At 64.8% G+C, this 25,556-nt stretch carries 26 protein-coding genes; 14 read left to right on the forward strand and 12 right to left on the reverse strand.

What is annotated here, in order from left to right; genetic code table 11:
• Window positions 1-168 precede the first annotated feature (168 nt).
• From ABX298_RS20495 to ABX298_RS20505, 3 genes are all read right to left on the reverse strand, one after another.
• On the reverse strand, window positions 169-1,218 hold the full coding sequence (locus ABX298_RS20495; protein WP_075044781.1) for a 5'-nucleotidase: 1,050 nt from the start codon (window positions 1,216-1,218) through the stop codon (window positions 169-171).
• 84 nt (window positions 1,219-1,302) lie between these two features.
• Window positions 1,303-1,794 (reverse strand): DUF1543 domain-containing protein, encoded by a 492-nt coding sequence (locus ABX298_RS20500; RefSeq protein WP_075044782.1) that lies wholly within the window; start codon window positions 1,792-1,794, stop codon window positions 1,303-1,305.
• A gap of 214 nt (window positions 1,795-2,008) precedes the next feature.
• Window positions 2,009-2,923, reverse strand: coding sequence for a LysR substrate-binding domain-containing protein (locus tag ABX298_RS20505; RefSeq protein WP_024086760.1), 915 nt, complete (start codon window positions 2,921-2,923; stop codon window positions 2,009-2,011).
• A 94-nt stretch (window positions 2,924-3,017) separates the two neighbouring features.
• On the opposite strand from ABX298_RS20505, the gene ABX298_RS20510 reads away from it, so the two are divergent.
• Window positions 3,018-4,193, forward strand: coding sequence for an MFS transporter (locus ABX298_RS20510; protein ID WP_286101638.1), 1,176 nt, complete (start codon window positions 3,018-3,020; stop codon window positions 4,191-4,193).
• A 153-nt stretch (window positions 4,194-4,346) separates the two neighbouring features.
• On the opposite strand, the gene ABX298_RS20515 is transcribed toward ABX298_RS20510, so the two are convergent.
• On the reverse strand, window positions 4,347-4,970 hold the full coding sequence (locus ABX298_RS20515; protein ID WP_015269931.1) for a glutathione S-transferase family protein: 624 nt from the start codon (window positions 4,968-4,970) through the stop codon (window positions 4,347-4,349).
• A 198-nt stretch (window positions 4,971-5,168) separates the two neighbouring features.
• Between ABX298_RS20515 and ABX298_RS20520 the strand changes: the two genes are divergently transcribed.
• From ABX298_RS20520 to ABX298_RS20530, 3 genes are all read left to right on the forward strand, one after another.
• Window positions 5,169-5,471 (forward strand): DUF3077 domain-containing protein, encoded by a 303-nt coding sequence (locus ABX298_RS20520; protein WP_025338583.1) that lies wholly within the window; start codon window positions 5,169-5,171, stop codon window positions 5,469-5,471.
• A 78-nt stretch (window positions 5,472-5,549) separates the two neighbouring features.
• Window positions 5,550-6,272 (forward strand): hypothetical protein, encoded by a 723-nt coding sequence (locus tag ABX298_RS20525; RefSeq protein WP_367393558.1) that lies wholly within the window; start codon window positions 5,550-5,552, stop codon window positions 6,270-6,272.
• A gap of 111 nt (window positions 6,273-6,383) precedes the next feature.
• Window positions 6,384-7,304, forward strand: a complete 921-nt coding sequence (locus ABX298_RS20530; RefSeq protein ID WP_025338586.1) for a LysR family transcriptional regulator — start codon at window positions 6,384-6,386, stop codon at window positions 7,302-7,304.
• Between the two features lie 499 nt (window positions 7,305-7,803).
• Here the strand turns inward: ABX298_RS20530 and ABX298_RS20535 are convergent, their stop codons facing one another.
• Window positions 7,804-9,108 (reverse strand): MFS transporter, encoded by a 1,305-nt coding sequence (locus ABX298_RS20535; RefSeq protein ID WP_013972035.1) that lies wholly within the window; start codon window positions 9,106-9,108, stop codon window positions 7,804-7,806.
• Between the two features lie 266 nt (window positions 9,109-9,374).
• Between ABX298_RS20535 and ABX298_RS20540 the strand changes: the two genes are divergently transcribed.
• The 3 genes from ABX298_RS20540 to ABX298_RS20550 are packed head-to-tail and all read left to right on the forward strand — an operon-like array spanning window position 9,375 to window position 11,684.
• Window positions 9,375-10,538, forward strand: coding sequence for an iron-containing alcohol dehydrogenase (locus ABX298_RS20540; RefSeq protein ID WP_137163565.1), 1,164 nt, complete (start codon window positions 9,375-9,377; stop codon window positions 10,536-10,538).
• 21 nt (window positions 10,539-10,559) lie between these two features.
• Complete coding sequence (locus ABX298_RS20545; protein WP_013972037.1) at window positions 10,560-10,874, forward strand: NIPSNAP family protein; 315 nt, start codon at window positions 10,560-10,562, stop codon at window positions 10,872-10,874.
• A gap of 33 nt (window positions 10,875-10,907) precedes the next feature.
• Window positions 10,908-11,684: an SDR family oxidoreductase gene (locus ABX298_RS20550; RefSeq protein ID WP_025338589.1), complete on the forward strand. Its 777-nt coding sequence runs from the start codon at window positions 10,908-10,910 to the stop codon at window positions 11,682-11,684.
• A gap of 124 nt (window positions 11,685-11,808) precedes the next feature.
• On the opposite strand, the gene ABX298_RS20555 is transcribed toward ABX298_RS20550, so the two are convergent.
• The 5 genes from ABX298_RS20555 to ABX298_RS20575 all read right to left on the reverse strand — a co-directional run bounded on the left by ABX298_RS20555 (window position 11,809) and on the right by ABX298_RS20575 (window position 16,534).
• Window positions 11,809-12,744, reverse strand: coding sequence for a cyclase family protein (locus ABX298_RS20555; protein WP_025338590.1), 936 nt, complete (start codon window positions 12,742-12,744; stop codon window positions 11,809-11,811).
• 98 nt (window positions 12,745-12,842) lie between these two features.
• Entirely contained in the window at window positions 12,843-13,385 is a 543-nt protein-coding gene (locus ABX298_RS20560) for a WYL domain-containing protein (protein ID WP_075044791.1), read from the reverse strand.
• Window positions 13,386-13,492: 107 nt separating this feature from the next.
• Entirely contained in the window at window positions 13,493-14,479 is a 987-nt protein-coding gene (locus tag ABX298_RS20565; RefSeq protein ID WP_286101643.1) for a zinc-binding dehydrogenase, read from the reverse strand.
• 247 nt (window positions 14,480-14,726) lie between these two features.
• Complete coding sequence (locus tag ABX298_RS20570; protein WP_367393559.1) at window positions 14,727-15,524, reverse strand: SDR family NAD(P)-dependent oxidoreductase; 798 nt, start codon at window positions 15,522-15,524, stop codon at window positions 14,727-14,729.
• An 86-nt stretch (window positions 15,525-15,610) separates the two neighbouring features.
• Window positions 15,611-16,534 carry a LysR family transcriptional regulator gene (locus ABX298_RS20575; protein WP_286101644.1) on the reverse strand — a complete coding sequence of 308 codons (924 nt, stop codon included), beginning with the start codon at window positions 16,532-16,534 and terminating at the stop codon, window positions 15,611-15,613.
• A gap of 379 nt (window positions 16,535-16,913) precedes the next feature.
• Between ABX298_RS20575 and ABX298_RS20580 the strand changes: the two genes are divergently transcribed.
• The 4 genes from ABX298_RS20580 (at window position 16,914) to ABX298_RS20595 (ending at window position 20,004) form a co-directional block, all read left to right on the forward strand.
• Entirely contained in the window at window positions 16,914-18,107 is a 1,194-nt protein-coding gene (locus ABX298_RS20580) for an MFS transporter (RefSeq protein ID WP_025338595.1), read from the forward strand.
• A gap of 30 nt (window positions 18,108-18,137) precedes the next feature.
• Entirely contained in the window at window positions 18,138-19,244 is a 1,107-nt protein-coding gene (locus ABX298_RS20585; protein ID WP_367394485.1) for an alkene reductase, read from the forward strand.
• A gap of 243 nt (window positions 19,245-19,487) precedes the next feature.
• Window positions 19,488-19,733: a type II toxin-antitoxin system Phd/YefM family antitoxin gene (locus ABX298_RS20590; RefSeq protein WP_013972043.1), complete on the forward strand. Its 246-nt coding sequence runs from the start codon at window positions 19,488-19,490 to the stop codon at window positions 19,731-19,733.
• Window positions 19,723-20,004, forward strand: a complete 282-nt coding sequence (locus ABX298_RS20595; protein ID WP_003259987.1) for a type II toxin-antitoxin system RelE/ParE family toxin — start codon at window positions 19,723-19,725, stop codon at window positions 20,002-20,004. The genes ABX298_RS20590 and ABX298_RS20595 overlap by 11 nt, the downstream gene beginning before the upstream one ends.
• Window positions 20,005-20,084: 80 nt before the next feature.
• On the opposite strand, the gene ABX298_RS20600 is transcribed toward ABX298_RS20595, so the two are convergent.
• Together ABX298_RS20600 and ABX298_RS20605 are read right to left on the reverse strand one after the other, a co-directional pair.
• Window positions 20,085-20,480, reverse strand: a complete 396-nt coding sequence (locus ABX298_RS20600; RefSeq protein ID WP_023662326.1) for a hypothetical protein — start codon at window positions 20,478-20,480, stop codon at window positions 20,085-20,087.
• A gap of 88 nt (window positions 20,481-20,568) precedes the next feature.
• Window positions 20,569-21,477: a LysR family transcriptional regulator gene (locus ABX298_RS20605; RefSeq protein ID WP_075044797.1), complete on the reverse strand. Its 909-nt coding sequence runs from the start codon at window positions 21,475-21,477 to the stop codon at window positions 20,569-20,571.
• A gap of 291 nt (window positions 21,478-21,768) precedes the next feature.
• On the opposite strand from ABX298_RS20605, the gene ABX298_RS20610 reads away from it, so the two are divergent.
• Genes ABX298_RS20610 through ABX298_RS20620 form a run of 3 tightly spaced genes read left to right on the forward strand, consistent with a single transcriptional unit; the run spans window position 21,769 to window position 25,367 of the window.
• Complete coding sequence (locus tag ABX298_RS20610; RefSeq protein ID WP_025338598.1) at window positions 21,769-23,073, forward strand: MFS transporter; 1,305 nt, start codon at window positions 21,769-21,771, stop codon at window positions 23,071-23,073.
• A 30-nt stretch (window positions 23,074-23,103) separates the two neighbouring features.
• Entirely contained in the window at window positions 23,104-24,345 is a 1,242-nt protein-coding gene (locus tag ABX298_RS20615) for a Zn-dependent hydrolase (protein ID WP_367393560.1), read from the forward strand.
• Complete coding sequence (locus ABX298_RS20620; RefSeq protein ID WP_013972048.1) at window positions 24,345-25,367, forward strand: histone deacetylase family protein; 1,023 nt, start codon at window positions 24,345-24,347, stop codon at window positions 25,365-25,367. The genes ABX298_RS20615 and ABX298_RS20620 overlap by 1 nt, the downstream gene beginning before the upstream one ends.
• The last annotated feature ends 189 nt before the right edge of the window (window positions 25,368-25,556 follow it).

A 25,556-nucleotide genomic window follows, 5' to 3' on the forward strand; every position in this document is an offset into this window, starting at 1 on the left:
GGATGGCACTGGCGTTGCGCAGGTATTGCGCATTACATCAAACCGGTGCGATCGAAGTGGGAGCAGCTGTCTTGCTCACATTCTAAAAGTTGGCGCAAACCCCTGTGGGAGCGGCATTGTGTCGCGAAAGGGCTGCAGAGCAGCCCCAGCAATTTCAACTGTTGCGCATCAATCCTGGGGCCGCTTTGCGGCCCTTTCGCGACACAAGGCCGCTCCCACAGGTTCAGCGACAACCTCGGGAGCAACGCTGTACCTGTGGGGCACGTCGAGCGCAAAGTCCGCCACCGAGCGCTCACGATTCGCCACCCCGAACGGCACATGCACCATCGGCAAATCCCCCGCCGGCGATTGCAAATGGCTGCGCTGGTCATCAAAGAACACATGCGGCTTCAGAATCGACAGCACCCTGGGTTTTTCCATCCCGCCCAGAAAGAAGCACTCGTCCGGCGATACGCCCCAGTCTTTCAACGTCGTCACCACCCGCTCGTGCGAAGGGGCATTGCGCGCCGTCACGATGGCAATCCGCAAGATGCGCTTGTACGCCGGGTCCTCGGCCAACTTGCGGTCTTCGAGCATGCGAATCAGCGAAAGCTTGCGGTACAGGTCCGCCAGCGGCCCCGGTGAATGCGGGATGCCCTTGCGCACGCGTTCATGCTCCTGAAACTCGTCCAGGTTGTCGTCGCGCTTGTACACGCGCTCGGCCTCGTCATCGGCAATCACCCCGTCAAAGTCGAAGGCCACCCGCAGTTCGGTGTCGATCTCGTCATCGTAGATGCGTGTCGGCAGCACCCGCCCGGCCGGGTAGTTGGCGTCGATGGCTTTCTGCACATCTTCCTCGTTGGCGCTGAGAAACAGCGAGGCATTGAACGCCGGGATGTACTCGTAGGGCGAGCGGCCCGACATGAACGCCGCGCGGGTGATGTCCAGCTGGTAGTGGCTGATCGAGCGAAACACCCGCAGGCCGGTTTCCGGCGAGTTGCGCGACAGCAGCACCACCTCCACCGGCAACTGCTCGGGGAAGGCCTGGTTGATGCTCAGGAAGCGGCGAATGAACGGGAACGCCACACCCTTGGGGAAGGGTTCGTCCAGGTTCTGCTGCTGGTGCTGGCGGTAAGCCTCGACGCCCTGGGACTGGTAGATGTCGTCCGAGACGGTGAGGTCGAACAGCGCACTCGAAGCAACGCCGATGACCAGTTTCTGTTCGATGGGGTAGGGCATGAAGCAACTCCTGAGCGTGAGCTGAAGGCAAGTGTACCCGTGCGCTGTGACGAAAGCCCTCAGTACCAACAGGCGCTATCGGCATCAGATGAGGATGTAGTCGCTACGCACCATCAGCGGCTCATGCGCCCCTTCGACCAGGTGCACGAACTGCCCTGCCACCTGGTCGATCGCCAGGCAGTCGTCGACATCCAGCAAGGCATCGGTATGCGGCTTCAGCCAGCCCGCCTGCATGCGTTGCTTGCCCAGGGCCTTGGCCTCGGTCTTGCTGTGGGCGGTGACCAGCAGGTAGCGGTGGGCCTCGCCGAACACTGCGCGTTCATAACCACCGAGGTTGATGAAGTACAGGCGCAGGGCACCGGGGGCGGGGGCGTGCGGGCGCAGTTCTATGCGCTGGCCGTCGACGCCATGCACTTCCAGCCACGAATCGATGTGCAAACCTTTCGGGCTGCCGAACCAGGCCTGGCGCAACTGCGGGTAGGCCTGTTCGAAGGTGTCGGCCAGGGCGAACACCACATCGTGAACTTCGATCTTGGCGCCGGGGTGGCGGCCTCCGAGCATGACGACGTAAAGCATGGGCGGTCCTTTGCGGGGCTAACGTAAGAATGCGGCATTGTACTGCCTGATTCGCGGATGCCGCTTTCATGGAACTGCACAGGACTCACTGAATTAGCAGGGCCCCTGTGGGAGCGGCTTTAGCCGCGAACACCGGCGCAGCCGGTGCCAGGCACTGTGTTGGATTCTTCGCGGCTAAAGCCGCTCCCACAGGGTACGCGTACCGTTTGCGCATTCAGTTCTCTGCGCGACAGCTCCGGCCTGACAGTTGCTCCACCAGAAAATCCACGAACACCCGCACCCGCGCCGGCATCGCTGGGCCGCCGACGAACACCGCATGGATCGGCTCGCGATCACCGGGGTTGTACGCCTCCAGCAACGGCACCAGCTGCCCGTTGGCCAGGTCGTCGGCCACGGTAAAGGTACCGATGCGCGCCACGCCGGCGCCGAGCCTGGCCAACTGCGCCAGGGCCTCGCCGCTGCTGCATTCGATATTGCCCGTCACCTTCAATGAAAACGCCTGCCCGTCGCGGCGGAACGGCCAGTCGGGCGCGGCGCGGCGGAAGTTGAAACGCAGGCAGTTGTGCCGGGCCAGGTCCTCTGGCACAAGCGGCGTACCGCAGCGCGCCAGGTACTCGGGCGAAGCGACGATCACCTGGCCGGTTTCGCCAATGGCGCGGGCGCTTAACGAACTGTCCGGCAGGTGGCCGAAGCGCAGCGCCACGTCGGCCTGACCGCCGAGAATGTCGGCCACTTCGTCGCTGAGGGTAAGGTCGACCAGCACCTGCGGGTAGCGCGCGCTGAACGCTGCCAGCAACGGCACCACGGTCAAGCGGCCATGGCCCAGCGCTGCGCTGACCCGCAAGCGCCCGCGTGGCACGCCCTGGTCGGTGATGGCCTCTTCCACTTCGAGCATGTCGGCCAGCACCCGCCGTGCACCGCGCAGGTACGCTTCGCCCTCGGGCGTGAGGGTGATCGCCCGGGTGGTGCGCAGCAGCAGGCGGGTGCCCAGGCGCTGTTCGGTGCGCGCGAGGATGCGGCTCACCGCCGAAGGCGTCAGACCCAGCGCCCGGGCGGCTGCGGACAGGCTGCCCTCCTGGGCCACCTTGGCAAATATTTCCATCTCTCCGGATCTTCCACTGAAGTCCATTTGTGCCTCTTCAGCAAAGGTGGTTCGCAAAAATGCAGTCTAGTGCGGCTCGGCTTCGGATCGTAGCATTTGCAGCACAGATAAGGAGCTTGCCATGCGTATCAATCCACCTCTTGTCGCACTCGCCATCGGTGCCTTCGGCATCGGGGTCACCGAGTTCGCCCCCATGGGCATGTTGCCCAGCATCGCCACCGACCTTGGCGTCTCCATCCCCGCTGCCGGATTGTTGGTCAGTGCCTATGCGATCGGTGTGCTGATCGGCGCACCACTGATGACCCTGGCCACGGTGAAGATCCCACGGCGTTACCTGCTGATCGGGCTGATGGCCATTTTCACCCTCGGCAACCTGATGTCGGCCCTGGCCAGCGACTACGCCAGCCTGCTGGTCGCCCGCGTGGTCACCTCGCTGAACCACGGTGCGTTCTTCGGCATCGGCTCGATCGTCGCGGCCAGCGTGGTGCCGCCCGAGAAGCGCGCCGGGGCCGTGGCCGCCATGTTCATGGGGTTGACCCTGGCCACCATTGGCGGAGTGCCGCTGGCGACCTGGTTCGGTGAAATGCTGGGCTGGCGCACGGCATTCTGGGGCATCGCCGGGCTCGGCCTGGTGGCAATGACCACCCTCTGGTACGCACTGCCCAATGTGCCGTCGCCCAAGGGTGGCGGGGCCATGGCCGAAATCCGCGTGCTGGGCCGCGGGCCGGTGCTGGCGGCACTGCTGCTGACCGTGGTGGGCTCCAGTGCGATGTTCACGGTATTCACCTACATCGCGCCGATCCTGCAGAGCGAGGCGGCAGCGTCCACCACCTTCGTCACGGCCATGCTGGTGTTGTTCGGTGTCGGCCTGACCTTGGGCAACGTGTGGGGTGGCAAGGCGGCGGACCGCTCGATCGACCGTACCCTGATGTTGTCGCTGGCCGTGCTGATTGCGGTGTTGCTGGTGTTCCCGCTGGTGATGGACTGGCCGCTGCCGACTGCGCTGGCAATCCTGGTATGGGGCGCTGCCAGCTTTGCCCTGGTGCCGCCGCTGCAAATGCGGGTGATGGAGGCGGCCAAGGATGCGCCCAACCTGGCGTCGGCGGTGAACATCGGGGCGTTCAACCTGGGTAACGCGATTGGTGCGGCGCTGGGCGGGGCGGTGATCAATGCCGGGTTGGGGTATTCGGCGGTTTCCCTGGCGGGGGCGGCGATGGCGGCGGTTGGGTTGGTGATGGTATTGATGTTTGCCTGGCGTGGGCGGGCGGTGGCGTTGGGGGCTCGGGCAGCGCTGTAAGGGCTTGAGATCCTGGGGGCGCTTTGCGCCCCTTTCGCGACACAAGGCCGCTCCCACAGGGAAGGCGCTGGCAGTACTTGTGGGAGCGGCCTTGTGTCGCGATGGGCTGCAAAGCAGCCCCACGGTCTTGCCCCGGTCGTCAATCTGTTGCCATCACGGCGTACCGTTACGGCCATGCAGGTGATAGGCCGGGCGCTCGCTCAGCCGCTCGTAATAATCGCGCACGGCCGGCAGGTGCGGGTGCTCGAACGGCGTTTCGAACCAGCGGTTGACCGACAGGCCAATGGGGATGTCGGCCAAGGTGAACTGGCTGCCGGCCACATAGGCACCGGTGCTTGCCAGCTGGCGGTCGAGAATGTGCATGTAGCGCGCCCAGTCCGCGCAGCCGGCGGCCAGGGCCTGTGGGTCCTGGTGGGCGGGCGAGTGCCTGACCAGCGACATGAACGCGTAGCTCCAGGAACGGTTGAGGTCCGAGGCCTGCCAGTCGATCCACTGGTCGATCCTGGCCCGCGCCTGCGCCTCGCCCGGGTAGAACGCGGTGGCGCCATAGCGCGTGGCCAGGTAGCGGATGATGCTGTTGGATTCCCACAGGGTGAAGTCGCCATCCTGGATCACCGGGATCATGGCGTTGGGGTTCAACGCAAGGAACTCGGCGCTGTCCGTGGGCTTGAAACCCGCCCCCCAGTCTTCGCGCTCGAACGCGACCTCGAACTCGGCGCACGCCCACAGGACTTTTCGTACATTGATGGAGGAGGCTCTGCCCAGTATCCGTAGCATGGTGTTCATCCTTGTGGGAGGGAGATTGATCGTCCGTCACTGCCGGTTGCCGGTCAAGAGCCTGAGTGGTGGTGGAGCATCCCCTTTGTAGGTTCCTTGTAGTCCATTTCCGAAAGTAAGCCTTTCCACCCCCAAGGTTATTGTGGCGGGGCAGGCAGCGCCCTAGTCTCGGCACGCTCGTAACCCCGAGGAATGGACATGGACAAAGACACTCCGAAAGAAAGCAGCAACCTCAATGTCGTGCGTGCAGCGGGCCGTTTTGGCAACGGCGGCGCCGAACTGGTGCAGATGAACGCGCAGCTGCCAATGCGTACGGCGCTGATGGAGGCCTCAAGCATCATGGGCTGCATTACCGAACTCACCCGCAAGGCCATCGACCGGCCCGGTGACCGCAAGGCGATGATGCAGGCCACGTATTACCTGGCAGGCATGGCCAAGGCGCTGATCGACGGCCAGTTGCAGCAGTTGCGCCAGGCTCGGGGAGGCGAGCAGGAGCCATAGTCAGGCTTGCCTGGGGACCATGAACTTGGCACCCTTGGCCAGTTTGAATCTCTGTATCACGACAGAAGGAAGTTTGCATTGAGCTGGGACAAGGTGGGGAAACTCCTCGTAGCCGTGCTGCTTGGCCTGATGGTCCTGCTGACCGCCTATGGGTTGCTCAGGGGCAACCCGCGCCTGGAGGCATCGCTGACCTATGGCTACCTCACCTATCCCAGCCAGTTCAGCGAACGCATCACCAAAGCCAGCGAGCAGCTCAAGTACGAGCAGTTGCAGGGGCGTATCAATGCCATCAGCGAGGGCGGGCTGAGCCACGATCAGGTCGAGCGGCTGATCGAAATGGCCCAGGCGCCGTATGCCCAGCTGTTCGCCAAGCCCTTCGAGGCCGGGCTGGTCGACCACCGTACCGGTCTGCTCATCGAGCTGCGCAACAGCGGTGATGCGCAGGTACGCCAGGTGAAAATCCGCCTGCCGGCGAAAGGCCTGGTGCAGGTGCGCGATGCAGCTGGCAATGACACCATCCTGGAAACCTCCACCATGCAAGCGGACATCCCCGTCATCGAGCCGGGTGGCGCATGCAAGGTATGGGTGTATTTCGATGCGGACTACTCGCAGATCCGCCAAGGCGGGGTCAGCATCAGTCACGCCGATGGCAAGGCTGACATACAGGTTTACCGCGAGGTCATCGGTTTCCCGGCCTGGGTGGCCCGTTACAGCCGCGAGCTGATGGTGCTGCTGGGCGTATTGGCGGCCAGCGTGCTGGGCCTGGGGTATGCCTGCCTGTCGCGTCGCCGCGTGGCGTGAGCTTGCCGGGCGTGTCTTCAGGGCAAAGGACATTTGCCACAAACTCAACAATCGCCCGTTGACAACCCTCTATAGTGCTCGGCATTACAAGACCCATGCCGAGCCTGCCCGATGATCCCCTCCCTGGACTCCATTTTTTCCCGCCTGCGCCTGCGTCAGTTACGCCTGCTCATCGAACTGGACCGCTGCGGCTCCCTGCACAAGGCGGCGGAGGCCATGGCGATTTCCCAGCCTGGTGCAACCAAGGCCTTGCGCGAGGTGGAGGAGGTGCTGGGTGTGCCGTTGTTCCAGCGCCTGCCCAGCGGCCTGGTGGCCAATGACGTAGGCCGTTGCGTGGTGCGATATGCGCGGTTGATTCACAGTGACCTGGGGCATTTGCGCGAGGAGGTGCTGGGCATCGTCCAGGGCCAGGGTGGGCGGCTGGCGGTGGGTAGCATCATGGGTGCCATGCCGACCCTGGTCGGTGCCCTCGGGCGGTTGCGCCGCAAGCAGCCGCAACTGGCGGTGGAGATCGCCGAGAACACCAGTGCCAACCTGCTGGCACAGCTTGATGAAGGGCGCCTGGACCTGGCCATCTGCCGGCCAGGGCTGGGCCGCAATGCGGCGGACTACGCCTTTGTCGAACTGGCCCAGGAGCCGCTGGCGGTGGTCGCGCACCCGCAGCACCCGCTGGCCGGGGCGGCGGCGCTGGAAGTTGGCGACCTGAGCCAGTACCGCTGGATTGTCTACCCGGCGAACATGCCCATGCGCCAGGCGCTGGAGCGTGAGTTGAGCGAGGCGGGGGTGGAGGTGCCACGCTACCCGCTGGAAACCTTCTCCACCTTTGCCACCTTCATGCTGCTGGAAGACGACCCGACGCTGGTGGCGGTGATCCCCAGCGCGGTGGCGGCCTTTGCCGAGCAGCGCGGGTTGCTGGTGTCGTTGGCAGTGAAGCTGCGGGCGCTGAGCGAGCCGTTCGGGATCGTGCACCGGGTGGCAGCGCCGCTGTCGCCGGCGGCGCGGTTGCTGGTGGAGGAGCTTACGGCCGGTTGAGCCCTGTTGCGACCCCCTGTGGGAGCGGGCAAGCCCGCGAAGCAGGCGACACGGTGGATGGCACCGGCTACGCCGGTGTTCGCGGCCACGGCCGCTCCCACAGGTAAAGCGTGAACCCGAAGCCCACAGGTATAGCGTGAGCCCGAAAGCCTGCGCCGTACCTGTGGGAGCGGGCAAGCCCGCGAAGCAGGCGACGCGGTGGATGGCACCGGCTACGCCGGTGTTCGCGGCTACGGCCGCTCCTACAGGTACAGCGTGATCCCGAAGCCTGCGCCGTACCTGTGGGAGCGGGCATGCCCGCGAAGCAGGCGACGCGGTGGATGGCACCGGCTGCGCCGGTGTTCGCGGCCACGGCCGCTCCCACAGGTACAACGTGAGTCCGAAGCCTGCGCCGTACCTGTGGGAGCGGGTTCACCCGCGAAGCAGGCGACGCGGTGGATGGCACCGGCTACGCCGGTGTTCGCGGCTGAAGCCACACAGGGATCTCGCAATCTCGATCTCAGAACTGCCGCTCGCGGTAATCGATCAAGCTGGAAAACACCGCAATCAACACCGCAGCCACCACAAAGAAGATCAGCGCAAAGAAGTAGTCCCCGGTGAACTGCACGATCAGCCCGATCACGATCGGCACCAGCACCCCGGCCATGTTGCCGCAGAAGTTCATGGTGCCACCCAGCACGCCGGTGCGCGACGGCCCGCCGATGATCGCCGGCAGGCACCAGTACATCCCGCACCAACGAATGAAGAACATCGCCACGCACAGCAGGCTGATCACCGCGACGGTCTCGCCCACATAGGCTGCCGCCAGGATGCACAGCGCCGCCACCAGCGCCGAACCGCTGAACATGGTGCGCATCACCAGGTTCGGCGAGGCACCGCTGGCCCGCCAGCGGTCACCGATCCAGCCGCCGATCAGTTCGCCGACAAACCCGCACATGAAGATCAGGAAGGTCGCCCCGCCCATGGCCGAGATGTTCAGGCCGTGGGCCTTGTGCAGGTAGCTCGGCATCCAGGTCAGCAGGCCGTAGAACACTGCCAGGATGCAGCTGTAGCCGGCGAACATGGCAAAGATCGAACGGTCCTTGAGCAGCTCGCGCAGCGGCAGGCTGGCCTTGGCTGCCGCGGCATGGGCGCTGGCGTTACCTTCGGTGATGTGGCGCAGTTCGGCCTCGTTCACCCCCGGGTGCTCGCTGGGGTGGTTGCGGATGTACTTCCACGCCAGGATGCCGGCCAATACGGTGCCGACCCCGGCCACCACGAAGGCCAACCGCCACGAACCCAGCCAGGCAATCAGCCCGGAAATCAGGATCGCCCCCAGGGCGCTGCCCAGCGGCGCGCCGCCATCCACCAGCACCGCGCCACGGCCACGTTCGTTAGGCGTCAGCCAGGCGCCATTGAGCTTGGCCCCGGCGGGCATGATCGGCGACTCGGCCACGCCCAGGCCGATACGCGTCAGCAGCAGTACCAGCCAGTTGTGCGAGGCCGCGCCCAGTGCCTGGAACAGGCCCCAGGCCACAGTTGCCGCGCCAATGATGCCGCGGGTGTGGAAGCGGTCCAGCAGCATGCCGCCAGGGATCTGCATCAAGGCATAGGACCAGAAGAACGCACTGAGCATCAGCCCTTCCATGGCCGGCGTCAGGTTGAATTCGGGGGCGATCAGCGGCAGCGCCACCGACAGCGAGGCGCGGTCGATGTAGTTGATTGCGGTCAGCAGCAACAGGATCAGGAAGATGCGCCAGCGCACCGTGGTCATCGGGGCCGCAGCGGGCAGCGCCAGGTCGGCCGGGGAGGGGATGGTCTTCATCGCAGGAGCTCGTTGTTGTGATTATCGGGAGGCGTAGCAACTACGCAGGCCGATTGTTGGAGCGCTGCCGGCAGTGCAGGTAATGAAAAGAGCTGATCCGCCAATAACGCCTGCTTATTACCCAGGCAGGGGATAAGCAGTGGTTATTGGCGGATCAGCTCTTTTCATTATCGGCGGCCCTGGCCCGCGCTCTAGATTGCCCCGGCACGGCCCGCCAGCGTCATGGCGGGCACAACAAGAACAACGCAGTTGCCTGAGGACCCCTCATGAGCCAATTCCAGTTCCATTTCCCCACCATTGCCAAATGTGGCGCGGGCCTGGCCGACCAGGCCGGTGCGCTGCTCAAGCCGTACGTGGACGGCACCCTGCTGGTGGTCACCGACCAGGGCCTGATCGACGCTGGCATCCTGGCCGGCTTCTTCGCCTCGCTGGAGCAGGCGGGCATCGACTACCAGCTGTTCTCCGCCGTTGAAGCCAACCCCAGCACCGACGTGCTCGACGCTGCCGTGGCGCTGCTGAAAGAGCGCAACTGCACCGCCGTGATCGGCGTGGGCGGCGGCAGCAGCATCGACACCGCCAAGGGCGTGGCGGCGATGGCCACCAACCCTGGCAACATCCTCGACTACGAGGGCTACGACAAACTGACCCAGCCGCCGCTGCCGATCTTCGCCATCCCGACCACCTCCGGTACCGGCAGCGAATGCACGGCGTCGACCGTGTTCACCAACAAGCGCACGCTGTTCAAGACGGTGATCGTCAGCCCGCGGCTGTTCCCGCGCCTGGCCATCCTCGACCCGGCACTGACCCTGAAGCTGCCCGCGGCCATCACCGCCGCCACCGGCATGGATGCCCTGACCCACGCCATCGAGTCGTATGTGTCGCGCCAGGCCAACCCGATCAGCCAGGCCATGGCCCTGCAGGCCATTCGCATGATTGCCGGCAGCCTGGAAAAAACCTACTTCGTCGGCACCGACATGGCGGCCCGCGAGCAGATGCTGCTGGGTTCGTTCCTGGCCGGGGTGGCGTTCTCGCAATCCAAGCTGGGCAACGTGCATGCCATTTCCCACACCTTCGGCGGGGTGTTCAACATTCCCCATGGCATCGCCAATGCCGCCCTGCTGCCTTACGTGATCAAGTTCAACCTGCCGGCCTGCCCGGAGCGCTTCCGCGACATCGCCATTGCCCTGGGCGCCGATGTGACCGGGCTCAGCGTGGAGCAGGCCGCGGCCCGCACGGTGGATGCAGTGGTGGCCCTGAACCAGGCCATCGGCATTCCCGCGACCATCCGTGAACTGGGCGTGGACCTGGAGTTCCTGCCGCAGATGGTCAGCGACTCGATGCGCAGCGGCAACGTGCTGGTCAACCCACGCCTGACCACCGCGCGCGATGTCGAGCGCCTGATCACCGACGCCTACCACGGCAACCTCTGAACCTTTTACGGAATCACGACCATGTTCTATGAAATGCGTACCTACACCCTGCACATCGGCAAGATGAAGCAGTACCTGGAACACTTCGAAAAGGAAGGCTTGCCGGTGATCTCGCGCTACGCCAAGCTGGTGGGCTGGTGGTACACCGAGATTGGCGAACTGAACCAGGTGGTGCACATCTGGGCCTACGAGAGCCTTGACGACCGCATCGAGCGCCGCGCCGCCCTGTACCGCGATGCGGACTGGCTGGAGCGCTTCATCCCCGTGGCCTTCCCGATGCTGGTGCGGATGGAATCGAAGCTGTTGATGCCTGCCGCGTTTTCGCCGATCCAGTGACCCTGTAACTGCATTGCATCAAGGAGCAATCCAATGGATCTAGGCATTACCGGCCGCTGGGCCATCGTCTGCGCGGCCAGCCAGGGCCTGGGCAAAGGCTGCGCCGAGGCGCTGGGCAAAGAAGGCGTCAACCTGGTCATCAATGCCCGTACCCAGGCCACCCTGGAGCAGACCGCCGCCGAGTTGCGCGCGGCCTGCCCGGGCATCGAGGTGCGCACCGTGGCCGGTGATGTCGCCGACGCCGAGGTGCGCCAGGCACTGCTGGCAGCCTGCCCGCAGGTGGATATCCTGGTCAACAATGCCGGTGGCCCGCCCCCGGGCGACTTCCGCGACTGGGGCCGCGAGGACTGGCTGAAGGCACTGGACGCCAACATGCTTACCCCCATCGAGCTGATCAAGGCGGTGGTCGATGGCATGGCCGAGCGCGGGTTCGGCCGGGTGGTGAACATCACCTCCGGCGCGGTGAAGGCGCCGATCGATATTCTTGGCTTGTCCAATGGTGCGCGCAGTGGCCTGACCGGCTTCATCGCCGGCCTGGCCCGTCAGCAGCGCCTGGCGGGCAGCAACGTGACGCTGAATAACTTGCTGCCTGGGGCGTTCGACACGGCGCGCCTGCAGAAGACCTTGAAGGCGGCAGGTGGCGATGTGGAAGCCACCGCCCAGTCGCGACGCAAGGCCATCCCGGCGGCGCGCTTTGGCAGTGCCGGCGAGTTCGGCGCTTACTGCGCGTTCCTGTGCAGTGCGCATGCCGGGTACATCACCGGGCAGAACCTGTTGATCGATGGCGGGGCGTTCCCCGGTACCTTCTGAAAATGGGGCCGCTTTGCGGCCCTTTCGCGACACAAGGCCGCTCCTACAAAGGGATGTGCATTCCCCTGTAGGAGCGGCCTTGTGTCGCGAAAGGGCTGCAAAGCAGCCCCAGGATCGAAATCGATCAGTGAATTGCCACGGGATTGATGTTCACCTGGGTCGAGCCCTTGTACAGCGGCTGGCCCAGCACGAACAGGAACTCGAACGCCTTGTCCTTCACCAGCGCGCGGGTGTCGATCAGCTCCAGGTTGTAGATGCCGCGCTTGGCCAGCATGAACTGGTTGACCGGGAATTCTTCACCGGTCGGGTTCGGGTACACCTCCGAAGCCCAGGTATCGCCACCAAAGGCGACAATGCCTTGGTCAGCCAGCCACTCGGCCGCCGGCAGGTCGATGCCCGGTTCGGTGGCGAGGAACTGCTGGTTGTCCTTGCCGATCAGTTCCAGCCAACCGGTGTTGAACAGCACCACGTCACCCTTGCGCAGGGTAATGCCTTCTTTCTTGAGCACGGCCTTGATGTCGTCGACGGTGAACGAGGTGCCGCCCGGCACGATGGCCTTGCCGTAGTGAGCGGTCATGTCCAGCACCACGCCGCGGGTGACCATTGGCGGTACTTTTTCCACACCCAGCTTGGTCACGCCTTCGACCGTGACGAAATCGGCAGCCTTGTTGCCGTTGTAGTAGACGTTGTCGATACCGATGTGGCCGATGCCGTTGAGCTGGGTGCCGACGCCGGTCCAGCCGTTGACCAGTTCATCGTTGAAGCTGAACTTGTTGCGGCCCAGGGTCTGGCCGGCCTGCTCGCCAGGCTGGATGTTGTACAGGTGGAAGCTGCGGTGGCGGAAGGCCGGCAGGTCTTTGCTCACCGGTACGGCCAGCGGGTAGGTCTTGCCGGTCTTGACCAGGCCGACCGCCTGCTTGACCACTTCGGGGGTGAGCAGGTTGGCGGCGCCGATTTCATCCTGTTTGCCGTAGGGCGAGGTCTGCCAGTCGGCGGCCAGGGTGGCCTGGGCAGTGGTCGCCAGGGCGACGGCGAGCAGCAGGGGCTTGAAGCGTTTCATCGGGTACTCCTGATAGTGAGGCGTTGTCAGGAGCAGATTCTGCGCAGGGCCAGCTATGGGAAAAAGCGGCCCGGGGGACAATGACTTTTGCTTGCCGGTCAACAACCACCCGCGTGCAGCGCCAGGCTCTGGCGCAACTGCTCGAGCATGGCCTGGCGCAGCGCCTGCGGCGCCTGCACGCGGATCGAGCCGGCCTGGGACAGCAGCCAGCCCATCAGCGCACGGTTGTCGTCGACGGTGGCGACCAGGGTGGCGCCACCGTCCGCTTGCAGCGTCAGTTGCATATCTGCCGACAGGGGCGCCGCTTCCAGGCGCCGGGCCAGCGCATCATCGACCCAGGCGTGCAACTCGACCTGTTCCGGGGGTGTGAGCGCATCAGGCTGCAGTTGCTGCGCTTCACCCAGGTTCAGGCCCGGTTGCCAGTACCAGCCGTAGGGCATGCCTTTGCTGTTGCACTGCAGCGGGAACAGCGCCGCGAGTTCGACCAGGTCGCGTTCGACGGTGCGTTTGCTGGTGATATGGCCCACGGTTGTCAGGGCGGCCTGCAACTGGGTGGAACTCATCCCCGGGTGGCGACCGGGCAGCAGCTTGAGCAGCTGCCACTGGCGGGCGATGGTGTGGCGGGTAGGGTGGCTGGGCAAAGGGCTCGTCCTTGAAGGCAGGCATGAGTCCTGCCTGGGTAGTGGCGTTTAGCTATTGCCCAGCATACCTTGTAGCAGAATGGGATCCAAGTTCTCGCGCACGGCCTTCAGTCCAGGCGCGTCACCCATTTGCCTGCGCCTTGGCCCTCTTTCAGCTGCCGCAGAGCCTGTGGCAATGCCGAGAAGGCGAACTCGCGGCGCTGTGGCGCGATCAGGCTGCCATCGGCGACGGCCTGCAGCAGGCGTTCACCGGCCACGCGCAGGGCTTGGCGATCTGCCAACCGGCCATGGGCATGAATGCTGTTGAGCGCCACTTCATGCAGCGAGATCGCCGTGCCGAAGGCGGGCGTTGGCGCGGTTTCCTGGCGGTCCTGGATGCACACCAGGTGGCCGTTGTAGCCGAGCAGGTGGGCAAGGCTGCCGGCATGGGCGCCGCTGACGGTGTCGAACAGGGCATGCAGCGGGCGCTCGCCCAGGGCGGTCTGCAGTTGGTTCTGCCAGTCGGCGTCGTGGTAGTCGAACACCCCGCTCACACCAAGGGCCTTGAGCGTGGCGTGGTGGCGTTGGCCGGCACTGGCCCACACGCGCAGGCCTCGTTGCGCGGCCAGTTGCGCGAGGTAGAAGCCCACCGCGCCACCGGCGCCGATCACCAGCACGTCGCGGCTGGCACCTTCGGGCACCTTGGCCAGGGCCTGCCAGGCGGTCAGGGCGGGGCAGGGCACGGCGGCCGCGGCGGTGTCGCCGAGCGCACTGGGGATATGCATCACCAGGCTGGCATCCAGCAGGCAGTGCTCGGCAAAGCTGCCGTCACGCGCCAGCGATTGGTGGTAGGCAACGCGGCTGCCCAACGGCATGTCGACGCCTGCGCCAACGGCGACTACCACACCGGCGCCATCCACGCCCGGTACCGTGCCTTGCTGCCAGGCAGGGTGGCCCCACTCGCAGATTTTCCAGTCCACCGGGTTGAGGGCAATGGCGCGGTTGGCCACCAGCACCTCACCGGGGCCGGGTTGTGGCAGGGGTTTACGCAGCAGTTGCAGGCCGTCGAGGCCGGCGTTCGGGGTCCAGGCCCAGGCTTGATGATCGGTTGGCATGGTGCGGGTCCTTTCGAGACGGGTGTGGGCGGCCGGCTAGCGGGGATCAAGAGGGGGAAACAGGTGCGGTGACGGCAAGGTGTTTTGACTGGAAGACAAAAAAGCGGGGCCGCTGTGCGCCCCATCGCCGGCAAGCCAGCTCCCACCGGAACCTGTGGGAGCTGGCTTGCCTGCGATGGGCTGCAAAGCAGCCCCAATTCACATGGCCTTGAACAGCGCTTCGGTCGACGGGTAGCCGGGAGTGAAGTCAGATAGCCAGGCTGTCGACTACACCACCATCGACCCGCAGCGCTGCACCGGTGGTGGCGGACGAGTAAGGGGAGGCGAGGTACACCGCGAGGTGGGCGACTTCGTCGACATCGGCGGCACGCTGGATGATCGAGCTCGGCCGAGCAGTACGCACGAAGTTGTCGGCTTCTTCACGAATGCTGCGCCCGGACGCCTGGGCTGCATCAGCCACCAGCGCGGCCACGCCGTCGGTCAGGGTCGGGCCGGGCAGCACCGCGTTCACGGTTACCCCGGTGCCGGCCAAGCGCTTGGCCAGGCCATGCGATACCGCCAGGTTGGCAGCCTTGGTGACACCGTAGTTGATCATGTCGGCAGGGATGGCGATGCCCGATTCCGAGGAGATGAACAGGATCCGCCCCCAACCTTTCTCGACCATGCCCGGGGCATAGTGGCGGGCCAGGCGCACGCCGCTCAGCACGTTGGTGTCGTAGAAGCGCGTCCACTCGCTTTCGGCCACGTCGAAGAAGTCGACGTCGTCGTAGATGCCCAGGTTGTTGACCAGGATATCGGCCCGTGGGTGGGCGGCGAACAGGGTTTCGGCACCGGCGGCGGTGCCCAGGTCGGCAACCACGCCGTGGATCTGGCCACGGCCGCCTTGCTCGCGCAGTTCGGCCAGGGCGGCATCCAGCGACTTCTGGCTGCGGCCGGCAATGACTACGTCTGCGTTGGCGCGGGCCAGGCCGCGGGCGATAGCCAGACCAATACCGCCGGTCGAGCCGCTGATGATGGCGGTGCGTCCGCCGAGGTCGATGTTCATGGAATGGCTCCTGTGGGTGAGTTGCATCGATAGGAGCCATCCTAGTGAAGCGCGGTCAGACTGTAAAAGACGTAATGCGACTGAGTTCAGACCTGGTTGGACTTATCAAGCCCTTGCTCGGCCAATGCCAGCACCCGCTCGCGGAAAATGCCCACGATCGGCCGCAAGTCGACCTGGTGCCAGACCGCCCACAACTGCTCGCTGGGCTGGAACCAGTCCAGCTGGCGCAGCACCACGGTCGGCCCGGCGCTGGCCGACAGGCTGCTTTGCACCATGGCCAGGCCCAGGCCGGCGGACACCAGGCCGAGCACGCTCAGCGGGTCGTTGGCCTCCAGCGACAGGCGCGGGGTGAAGCCGGCATCGCCACAGCGGGCGATGAAATCGTCACGCTTGTGGCCCTGGTCGGGCTGCCCACCGGTGATGATCCAGTCCTGTTCGTGCAGGTCGGCGGGGGTCAGTTCGGCCTTGCTGGCCAGCGGGTGCGCGGCCGGGATGGCCAGCAGCAATGGGTCGTCCAGCACCGGCTGGCCGCGCAGGTCGGGGTCGTTCTTTTGCGGGGGCTCGCAAACTAGGGCAATGTCCAGGCTGCGCTGACGCAGGCCTTCGAACTGTTCGTTGGGGGTCATGTTGTACAGCGCAATATGAATGTTCGGGCGCTCGCCACGAATGGCCCGCACCGCGCCCGGCAGCACGCCGGCGTGGATGGCGTGGTTGACGTAACCGATGCACAGCCCGCCTTCCTCGCCACGGCCCAGGCGCTTGCCCAGCGATTCCAGGCGCTCGGCATGCTTGAGCAGGCCGCGCGCCTCGGCCAGGAAGGTGCGCCCGTCCCTGGTCAGGTACAGGCGCTGGTTGCGCCGTTCGAACAGCGCCAGGCCAAGGTTGTCCTCCAGCTGGGCGATCTGCCGGCTGAGGGGGGATTGGGAAATATGCAGCTGCTCGGCGGCCCGGCCGACGTTCTCGCATTCGGCGACGGCTACGAAGTAGCGCAACTGACGTAGATCTTGCATGAGACCTCCTGGGACTTAACTATTGACAATTATGACTTGTGCGGTCTCGATCTTGCCAGCGTGCCATACGTTCACTTCGTCGGGTTGATGAACGCGGTCAATTGTGGGAGCGGCCTTGTGTCGCGAAAGGGCTGCAAAGCAGCCCCAGCAATATATGTCTTTGCGCTGAACCCCTGGGGCTGCCTTGCAGCCCTTTCGCGACACAAGGCCGCTCCCACAACTGACCGCGCAGGCTGGAACATTAAAGTTGACCCGCTCGCAATAGCTTGAAGATAACCTTTGCCTTCAAATCAAAACTCATTGTCCCGTCCCCACCTTTTTCCCATCCCCACGTCCCTCGAGAATTCACCCATCCCAACCTTCCACAGGTGATTCTCAAATGCCTCTCGCCTTGTTAGCCCTGACCCTGGCGGCCTTCGCCATCGGCACCACGGAATTCGTGATCGTCGGCCTCATCCCGACCATCGCCAATGATCTGGCGGTCACCCTGCCTTCGGCCGGCCTGCTGGTCAGCCTTTACGCCCTCAGCGTCGCCATCGGCGCGCCCCTGCTCACCGCCATGACCGGCCGCGTCCCGCGCAAGCTGTTGCTGGTCGGCCTGATGGCGCTGTTCACCGCCGGTAACCTGGTGGCCTGGCAGGCGCCCAGCTACGAATCGCTGATCATGGCGCGCATCCTCACCGGCCTGGCCCACGGGGTGTTCTTCTCGGTCGGCTCGATCATCGCCACCAGCCTGGTGCCGAAAGAAAAGGCCGCCAGCGCCATCGCCACCATGTTCAGTGGCATGACCGTGGCCTTCGTCACCGGTATCCCGCTGGGTACCTTCATCGGCCAGCACTTCGGCTGGCGCGTGACCTTCCTGGTGGTGGCCGCCTTCGGCCTGGTGGCGCTGCTCGGCGCACTGCTGTTCGTGCCCAAGCGCATCCAGCACAGCCAACCGGCACCGCTGCTGCGCCAACTGCGGGTGATGCTGCAACCGCGGCTGCTGCTGGTGTATGCCATGACCGCCGTGGGTTACGGCGGCTCGCTGATCGCCTTCACCTTCCTTGCCCCGATCCTGCAGGACATCGCCGGCTTCGGCGCCAACAGCGTCGCCCTGGTGCTGCTCGCCTACGGCGTTTCGGTTGCCCTGGGCAACATCTGGGGCGGCCGCCTGGCCGACCGCAAAGGCCCGGTCAAGGCACTGTCGATCATCTTTCTGCTGCTGGCCGTGGTGCTGCTGGCGCTGACCTTCACCGCGCCGCATCCGGTGCTGGTGGTAATCACCGTACTGGCCTGGGGCGCGGTGGCCTTCGGCAATGTGCCGGGCCTGCAGGTGTACGTGGTGCAGCAGGCGGAAAAGGTCGCCCCCGACGCAGTCGACGTGGCTGCCGGTTTCAACATCGCCGCCTTCAACCTGGGTGTGGCCGGTGGCTCCTGGGGCGGTGCCCAGGTGGTGCAACAGCTCGGCCTTGGCCACACCCCATGGATTGCCGCGCTGGTCACCCTCGGTGCCTTGGCCCTGACCCTGTACAGCGGCCGCCTCGACCGCCGCGTACCTGCCCAGCCACAACCTGTTGTCAGCCGCGCCTGACCCCTGATTCGCCTTACGGAGATGCTCATGATGACTCAAGATCCGCTGTTCCAACCCCTGCAATTCGGCGCCCTTAACCTGCCCAACCGCGTGCTGATGCCGCCGATGACCCGCTCCCGCGCCGCCCAGCCTGGCGATGTACCGACCGCGCTGATGGCCGAGTACTACGCACAACGCGCCAGTGCCGGGCTGATCGTCAGTGAAGGCACCTGGATCTCGCCACTGGGCAAGGGTTACGCCCGCACCCCGGGTATCCACACCCAGGCGCAGATCGACGGCTGGCGCCTGGTCACCGAGGCGGTACATGCCGCAGGCGGGCGCATCTTCGCCCAGCTCTGGCACGTCGGCCGCCTCAGCCACAGCAGCCTGCTCGGCGGCCAGGCACCGGTGTCGTCCTCGGCGATGCAGGCCGAAGGTGTGAATGTGTTCATCGACAATGCCGACGGCACGCCAGGCTTTGTCCAGGCCTCCAAACCACGCGCGTTGAGCGAAGCGGAAATTGCCGAGATCATCGAGCAATACCGCCAGGCTGCGCGCAATGCCATGGCGGCCGGTTTTGACGGTGTCGAGTTGCACGCGGCCAACGGTTACCTGGTCAATCAGTTCCTCGATTCCGGCGCCAACGACCGCACCGACCGCTACGGCGGTTCGCTGGAAAACCGCCTGCGTTTCCTCGACCAGGTCACCCGTGCGCTGGTCGAAGGCACCGGCGACGCCCAGCGCGTAGGCGTACGCCTGGCGCCGCTGACCACGCTCAATGGCTGCGTCGATGCCGACCCGGTTACCACCTATACCGCGGCAGCCAAGCGCCTGGGCGAAATTGGCATCGGCTACCTGCACATTGCCGAAGCCGACTGGGATGACGCGCCGGACATGCCGGCGGACTTCAAGCAACAGCTGCGGGCGGTGTTCCCCGGGGTGATGGTGTATGCCGGCAAATACACCGGCGAACGTGCACGGCGCGCGCTGGAGGAGGGCTGGGCTGACCTGATCGGCTTCGGCCGGCCATTCGTGGCCAACCCGGACCTGCCGGCGCGGCTGAAGCTGAATGCGCCCCTGGCCGAGCACGAACGGGCCACGCTGTTTGGCGGTGATGCCCATGGCCTGACCGACTACCCGGCCCTGGCAACAGCCTGACCCCGACCGCTCCTCATGGAACTGCAAATGACTCATTGAGTTAGCAGGGACCCTGTGGGAGCGGCTTTAGCCGCGAACACCGGCGCAGCCGGTGCCATGCACCGCGTTGGATTCAAAGGGCTGGGCGATCTCCCGCAAACACGGCATTTCGCCTGTCGTGTCTTACCTCTGTGCTTGAGCAGTGACGACTTGTTTGTGTCCTATATATGGACCAAAATATGGCTCTCTATTGAGGGTGTAAACATGCAAAACATATTCGCTGACGTGGCCGTAAGCGTGTCGGAACTGAAAAAGAACCCATCCGCGGTGATGACCGGCGCTGCGGGTATGCCCGTCGCCGTGCTCAATCACAACCGCGTGATGGGTTACATGGTGCCGGCCGAACTGTACGAGGCCATGATGGAACGCTTGGAAGATCTCGAATTGAGCGAACTGGCCAAGTCGAGGTTGGGTGAAAAAGGCGTACCGGTATCCCTGGATGACCTATAAACTCGAATTCCTGCCTTCGGCACTGAAAGAGTGGGGCAAGCTAGGCCACACCGTGCGCGAACAGATCAAGAAAAAACTCGCCGAGCGCCTGCAGTCGCCCAAGGTACAGGCCGACGCGCTGCGTGACCTGCCGAACCACTACAAAATCAAGCTCAAGGCCTCTGGATATCGCCTCGTCTATCGAGTCGAGGACGAGCGTATCGTTGTAGTGGTGGTATCGGTTGGCAAGCGCGAGCGTAGCGAGGTGTATCGATCCGCTCAGAAGCGGTAAACATCATCAGCGGTGTAGCCATCCTGCAAACGCCGCGCGCTACGAATGAGCTTCGCTCACAATCCCCCTGTTCCTCGTTGCTATTCCATCAGCATCACAGCATTGGCGTATTTTTCCTGGTCCGGTGTGAACGTTGTCAGCATGCCGGTGTGATTACAGGTCAGGGTGAGCTCTGTTCGCGTATCGATGAACAGATCCTCGCCGCGAAGGCCCTGCCATTGCGCCAGGTACTTGAACGAACCGTACTTCATCGGTTTCTTCAAAGCGCGATCATGGCCACCTTTCCAACCTAGCACCGGGAGTGCGCCATCGGCGCAGTGCCGGGCAAGTTCTGGCTGGGCCAGAGCCCGCTCTCGGCCAATCTCCCAGCAGCGGATCAAGCCCTCGTCGGGCCCCTTCCATGCTTCTTCCCAGGTGATCAAGGGGCGGATGGGGTGATGAATGGGGCGTCGAATGACCCCGGTAGCTCGATCCATGACTGAGATTGTCCGTAATGTTCAGTTGGCCTGGATGCTACTAATTGGCCACTATCGTGTCCAGTGCTCGCCGACCCCAGCTCTGCGTTTAGTCAAGGCTCTGCTGCAACGCCTCGATAAACACCTCTTCCGCGCGGCTGAAGCGTTGCTCCCTGTTCCACAACAGGTGGATATCCACATCGGCAATCCCTTCCTGCGGCGGCAGCTTCCACAGCAACCCGGCGTCTACATCCGGCGCCACCACATGCTCGGGCAGGCAACCTATGCCAAACCCGGCAATCACCAGCCGGCGCACTTCTTCAAGGCTTGGTGACGATGCCACGATCCGCCCGGCAAACCCTTGCTGGTCACGGAAAATGGTCAGTGGCGACAGCATGCCGCCAATCTGGTCACTGGTGAAACTGACGAAGTTCTCCCGCTGCAGGTCGCCTTCGGCCTGGCCGAACAGGGCATGGTGCTTGCCACAGAAGAACGCATAGCGCTGGCGCAGGAACAACCGCTGCTCCAGCCGTGGCTGCGCACGCCGGTTCAGGCTGAGGCCCGCCGTGGCGGTTTTTTCCTGCAGGGCGGCGACGATGTCGGAGCTGCGCATCACGTCGATCTCCAGCTCCACCCGCGGGTGCTGGCGGTGGAAGTCGGCGAGGAAATCGTCGAAGCGTTCGTTGACGATACGGCTGATCATCAGCAGGCGTACCTTGCCCACCAGTTCGTCCGCCGGCTGCTCCAGCAAGCCGCCGATTTGCGACATCTGCCCATAGACCTCGCCGGCCAGCTGGAACAGCTGCTCGCCCATTTCCGTCAGCACGAAGCGCGGCCCGCGGCGGGCGATGAGCTGGCGGCCAAGCTGTTCTTCAAGGCGCTTGAGAGCCTGGCTCACTGCCGGCTGGGTGAGGTGCAGGCGGGCGGCCGCGCGGCTGATGGACAGCTCCTGGCCGATGACCCGGAAGGTGCGCAGCAGGTTCCAGTCGAGGCGGTCGTTGAGCAGACGGTCGGGCATGGCAGGGCTCGATAATAAGCAGGGCTAATATTTCGAATAATAAATAGAAAATTGACTAATCATAGCCCCGGGCCGATAAATCGCAGATATCGAGGCCTGTCGAATCGGTGTTGGCTTCTTCGCGGGTAAACCCGCTCCCACAGGTACTGCAGCGCTTGCAGACCTTGTGCAAGCCCTGTGGGAGCGGGTTTACCCGCGAAGAAGCTGACGCCAGACCAACAGGCCAAGCGCCACAAGAGCGCCACCGTGCCCCCAACAACTCCTGCCAGAACAACAAGCAAAGGAGCCCCCATGAAGCCCACCGCTTCCCCCCAGCCACGCCGTGCCGCCGCCGCCGCGTTCATCGGTACCATGATCGAGTGGTACGACTTCTACATCTACGCCACCGCCGCCGCCCTGGTGTTCGGCGCGCTGTTCTTCCCCTCCGACAACAGCCTGTTCAGCACCATGGCCGCGTTCGGTACCTTCGCCGTCGGCTTCTTCGCCCGGCCGCTGGGTGGCATCGTCTTCGGCCACGTGGGCGACCGTATCGGCCGCAAGAAGTCGCTGGTCATCACCTTGCTGATGATGGGCATCGTCACCGTGGGCATCGGCCTGCTGCCGACCTACGCACAAATCGGCGCCAGCGCGCCGGTACTGCTGATCCTGCTGCGCATCGTCCAGGGCATTGCCGTGGGCGGCGAGTGGGGCGGGGCGGTGCTGATGGCCGGTGAGCATGCCCCCAAGGGCCGGCGCAACTTCTTTGCTTCGTTCGCCCAGCTGGGCAGCCCGGCGGGCCTGATCCTGTCGCTGCTGGCCTTCGGCGCGGTCACCCGCCTGCCGGAAGAAGACCTGATGAACTGGGGCTGGCGCGTGCCGTTCCTGGCCAGCGCGCTGTTGCTGCTGGTGGGCCTGGCGATTCGCCTGGGGGTGAACGAGTCGCCCGAGTTCATCGCCAGCCGTGAGCAGGCGGAAAAGGCCCGGCGCAAGGAGCAGGCCCCGGTATTCGAAGTGCTGCGCACGGCCTGGCGCCCGCTGTTGCTGTGCATCGGTGCCAATACCCTGGGTATTGCCGGGGTCTACTTCACCAACACCTTCATGATCAGCTACACCACCCAGCAGTTGCACCTGGAGCGTTCGTTGATCCTGGAGTGCCTGTTCTTCGTGGCGATCATCCAGTTCTGCGTGCAGCCGTTGGCCGCGTGGCTATCGGAAAAGATCGGCGCCACCCGCTTCCTGGCCCTGGTCGCGCTGCTGGCGATGGCCTCGCCGTACCCGATGTTCGTGCTGGTCAGCTCGGGCCAGGGCCCGTTGATCGTGCTCGGCATTGCCCTGGCCGCCGCGTGCATGGCGTCGTTCTACGCGGTGATCGCCGGCTACGTCAGCGGCATGTTCGACACCCGCGTGCGCTACACCGCCATTTCCCTGGCCTACCAGATCTGCGGTGCCATCGCGGGCGGCCTGACCCCGCTGATCGGTACCTGGCTGGCCCACACCTTCACCGGCCAATGGTGGCCGATGGCGGTGTTCTACACCCTGATCGCCACCATCTCGCTGGTCTGCGTGCTCGCCCTGGCGCGCCAGTACGCCCGCAGCCAGCGCCTGGAACTGGCCTGATCGAACCGCTTTTTTCTGGAGTACCCGCACATGTTGAAAAGTAATGGCGAACGCCTGTGGGCGAGCCTGATGGCCATGGCCGAAATCGGTGCCACTGCCCGTGGCGGCAGCTGCCGCCTGGCCCTGAGCGACGAGGACAAGGCTGGCCGTGAACTGTTCAGCCACTGGTGCCGCGAAGCCGGCCTGACGCTGACTGTGGATGCCATCGGCAACCTGTTCGCTCGCCGCGCTGGCAGCGACCCGGATGCAGCGCCGGTGATGATGGGCAGCCACCTCGATACCCAACCTGAGGGCGGCCGTTTCGATGGTGTCTACGGTGTGCTGGCGGGCCTTGAAGTGGTGCGCCGGCTCAATGACCTGAACATCCAGACGCGCAAACCGCTGGAAATCGCCGTATGGACCAACGAGGAGGGCGCCCGCTTCACCCCGGCCATGTTCGGCTCGGCGGTGTTCACCGGCACCCTGGCACTGGACGAAGCGCTGGCCATTCGCGACGCCGATGGCATCAGCGTCGCCGACGAACTGCAACGCACCGGTTACGCCGGCCGGCGCCCGCTGGGCGGCCAGGTCGATGCCTATTTCGAGGCGCATATCGAGCAAGGTCCGATCCTTGAAGACAACGCCAAGGCCATTGGCGTGGTCAGCGGCGGGCAGGCCATCCGATGGCTCGACGTCACGGTCGAAGGCATGGCCGCACACGCCGGCACCACGCCGATGCCGCTGCGCAAGGATGCCCTGTACGGCACCGCACGGATGATCCAGGCGGTCGAGCAACTGGCTGCCGATTTTGCCCCCGAAGGCCTGACCACGGTGGGTGAACTGTCCATCGCCAAGTCCTCGCGCAACACCATTCCGGGGCTGCTGCAGTTCACCGTCGACTTGCGTCATCACCGGGATGAAGCCATCGAGGCGATGGAGCGCGACCTGACGTTGAAGCTGCAAGCCATCGCCAATCAGCGCGGGTTGCAGGTGCGTATCGAGCGCCATTGGGTCAGCCCGGCCACACCATTCGATGCCGATTGCGTAGCCGCCGTGCAGCAGGCGGTGGATGGCCTGGGCTACGCCCAGCAGTCGATCGTCAGCGGCGCCGGCCACGACGCCATCCTGCTCGCCCGCTACTGCCCGACCGCCATGGTGTTCATCCCCTGTGTCGGTGGCCTGAGCCACAACGAGGCCGAAGACGTACTGCCCGACGACGCCCGCCAGGGTGCCGATGTACTGCTCAATGCCGTGCTGGCCCGCGCGGGCCTTATCGAACAAGGAGACGCCTGATGCGTTGCTACTTCCACCCCGAACAACTGCTGCACCACCCACGCAGCTATTACTCGCGCGGCGCCATGCGCACCCCGCAGGAAGTCCCCGAACGCGCCCAGCGCCTGCTGCAGGCAGCCAAGGATCTGGGCTTCGACATCCGTCAGCCTGAGGACGCCGGCCTCGAGCCGCTCAAGGCAGTGCATGGCGAGGCCTACCTGGCCTTCCTCGAAGAAGCCCATGCGCGCTGGAAGGAAGTGCCCGAGGACTGGGGCGACGAGGTCATGTCCAACATCTTCGTGCGTGAACCCAACGCCCTGCGTGGCATCCTCGCCCAGGCCGGGCGCTACCTGGCTGACGGCAGCTGCCCTGTAGGCGAACACACCTGGCGCTCGGCCTATTGGTCTGCGCAAAGCGCAGTGGCCGGTGCCAAGGCCATTCTCGACGGCGAGCCGGCGGCCTATGCCCTGTGCCGGCCGCCAGGCCACCATGCGCGCTTCGATGCAGCCGGTGGTTTCTGCTACATCAACAACGCCGCTGTCGCTGCCCAGGCCTTGCGCAGCCGCTACAGCCGCGTGGCCATCCTCGATACCGACATGCACCACGGGCAGGGGATTCAGGAAATCTTCTACGACCGCCGGGATGTGCTGTATGTGTCGGTGCATGGCGACCCCACCAACTTCTACCCGGGTGTGGCCGGGTTCGCGGACGAGCGTGGCAGCGGTGCGGGGGAGGGGTACAACCTCAACTTGCCGATGGCGCATGGGGCTAGCGAAGCGGACTTCATGGGCCAGCTGGAAATCGCGCTGGCAGCGGTGAAGGACTTTGGCGCCGAGGTGCTGGTGTTGTCGCTGGGGTTCGATATCTACGAACTGGACCCGCAGAGCAAGGTGGCGGTGACGACTGAAGGGTTTGCGGTATTGGGCGAGCGGATTCGGGCGATGCGCTTGCCGTGCCTGATCGTGCAGGAAGGGGGGTATCACCTGGAGAGCCTGGAGGCGAATGCGCAGGCGTTCTTTGCCGACAAGGCGGACTGGCGATAAGTGCCAGGGGCCGGCAGCCGAGGAATGGCTGCCGGCCTCTTCGCGGGTGAACCCGCTCCCACAGGGATCGCGACGCACTTGGGCTTTCAGCAGGGCCGTTGCTCCCAAAGGGATATCACTAACCTCAAGGCTGGTGGGAGCCATGTGGGAGCGGGTTTACCCGCGAAGAGGCCGGGGCAGGCAGCCCAT

The sequence above is a fragment of the Pseudomonas sp. X4 genome, assembly GCF_040784925.1.
In the GTDB taxonomy this organism is placed as follows: Bacteria; Pseudomonadota; Gammaproteobacteria; order Pseudomonadales; family Pseudomonadaceae; genus Aquipseudomonas; species Aquipseudomonas putida_Z.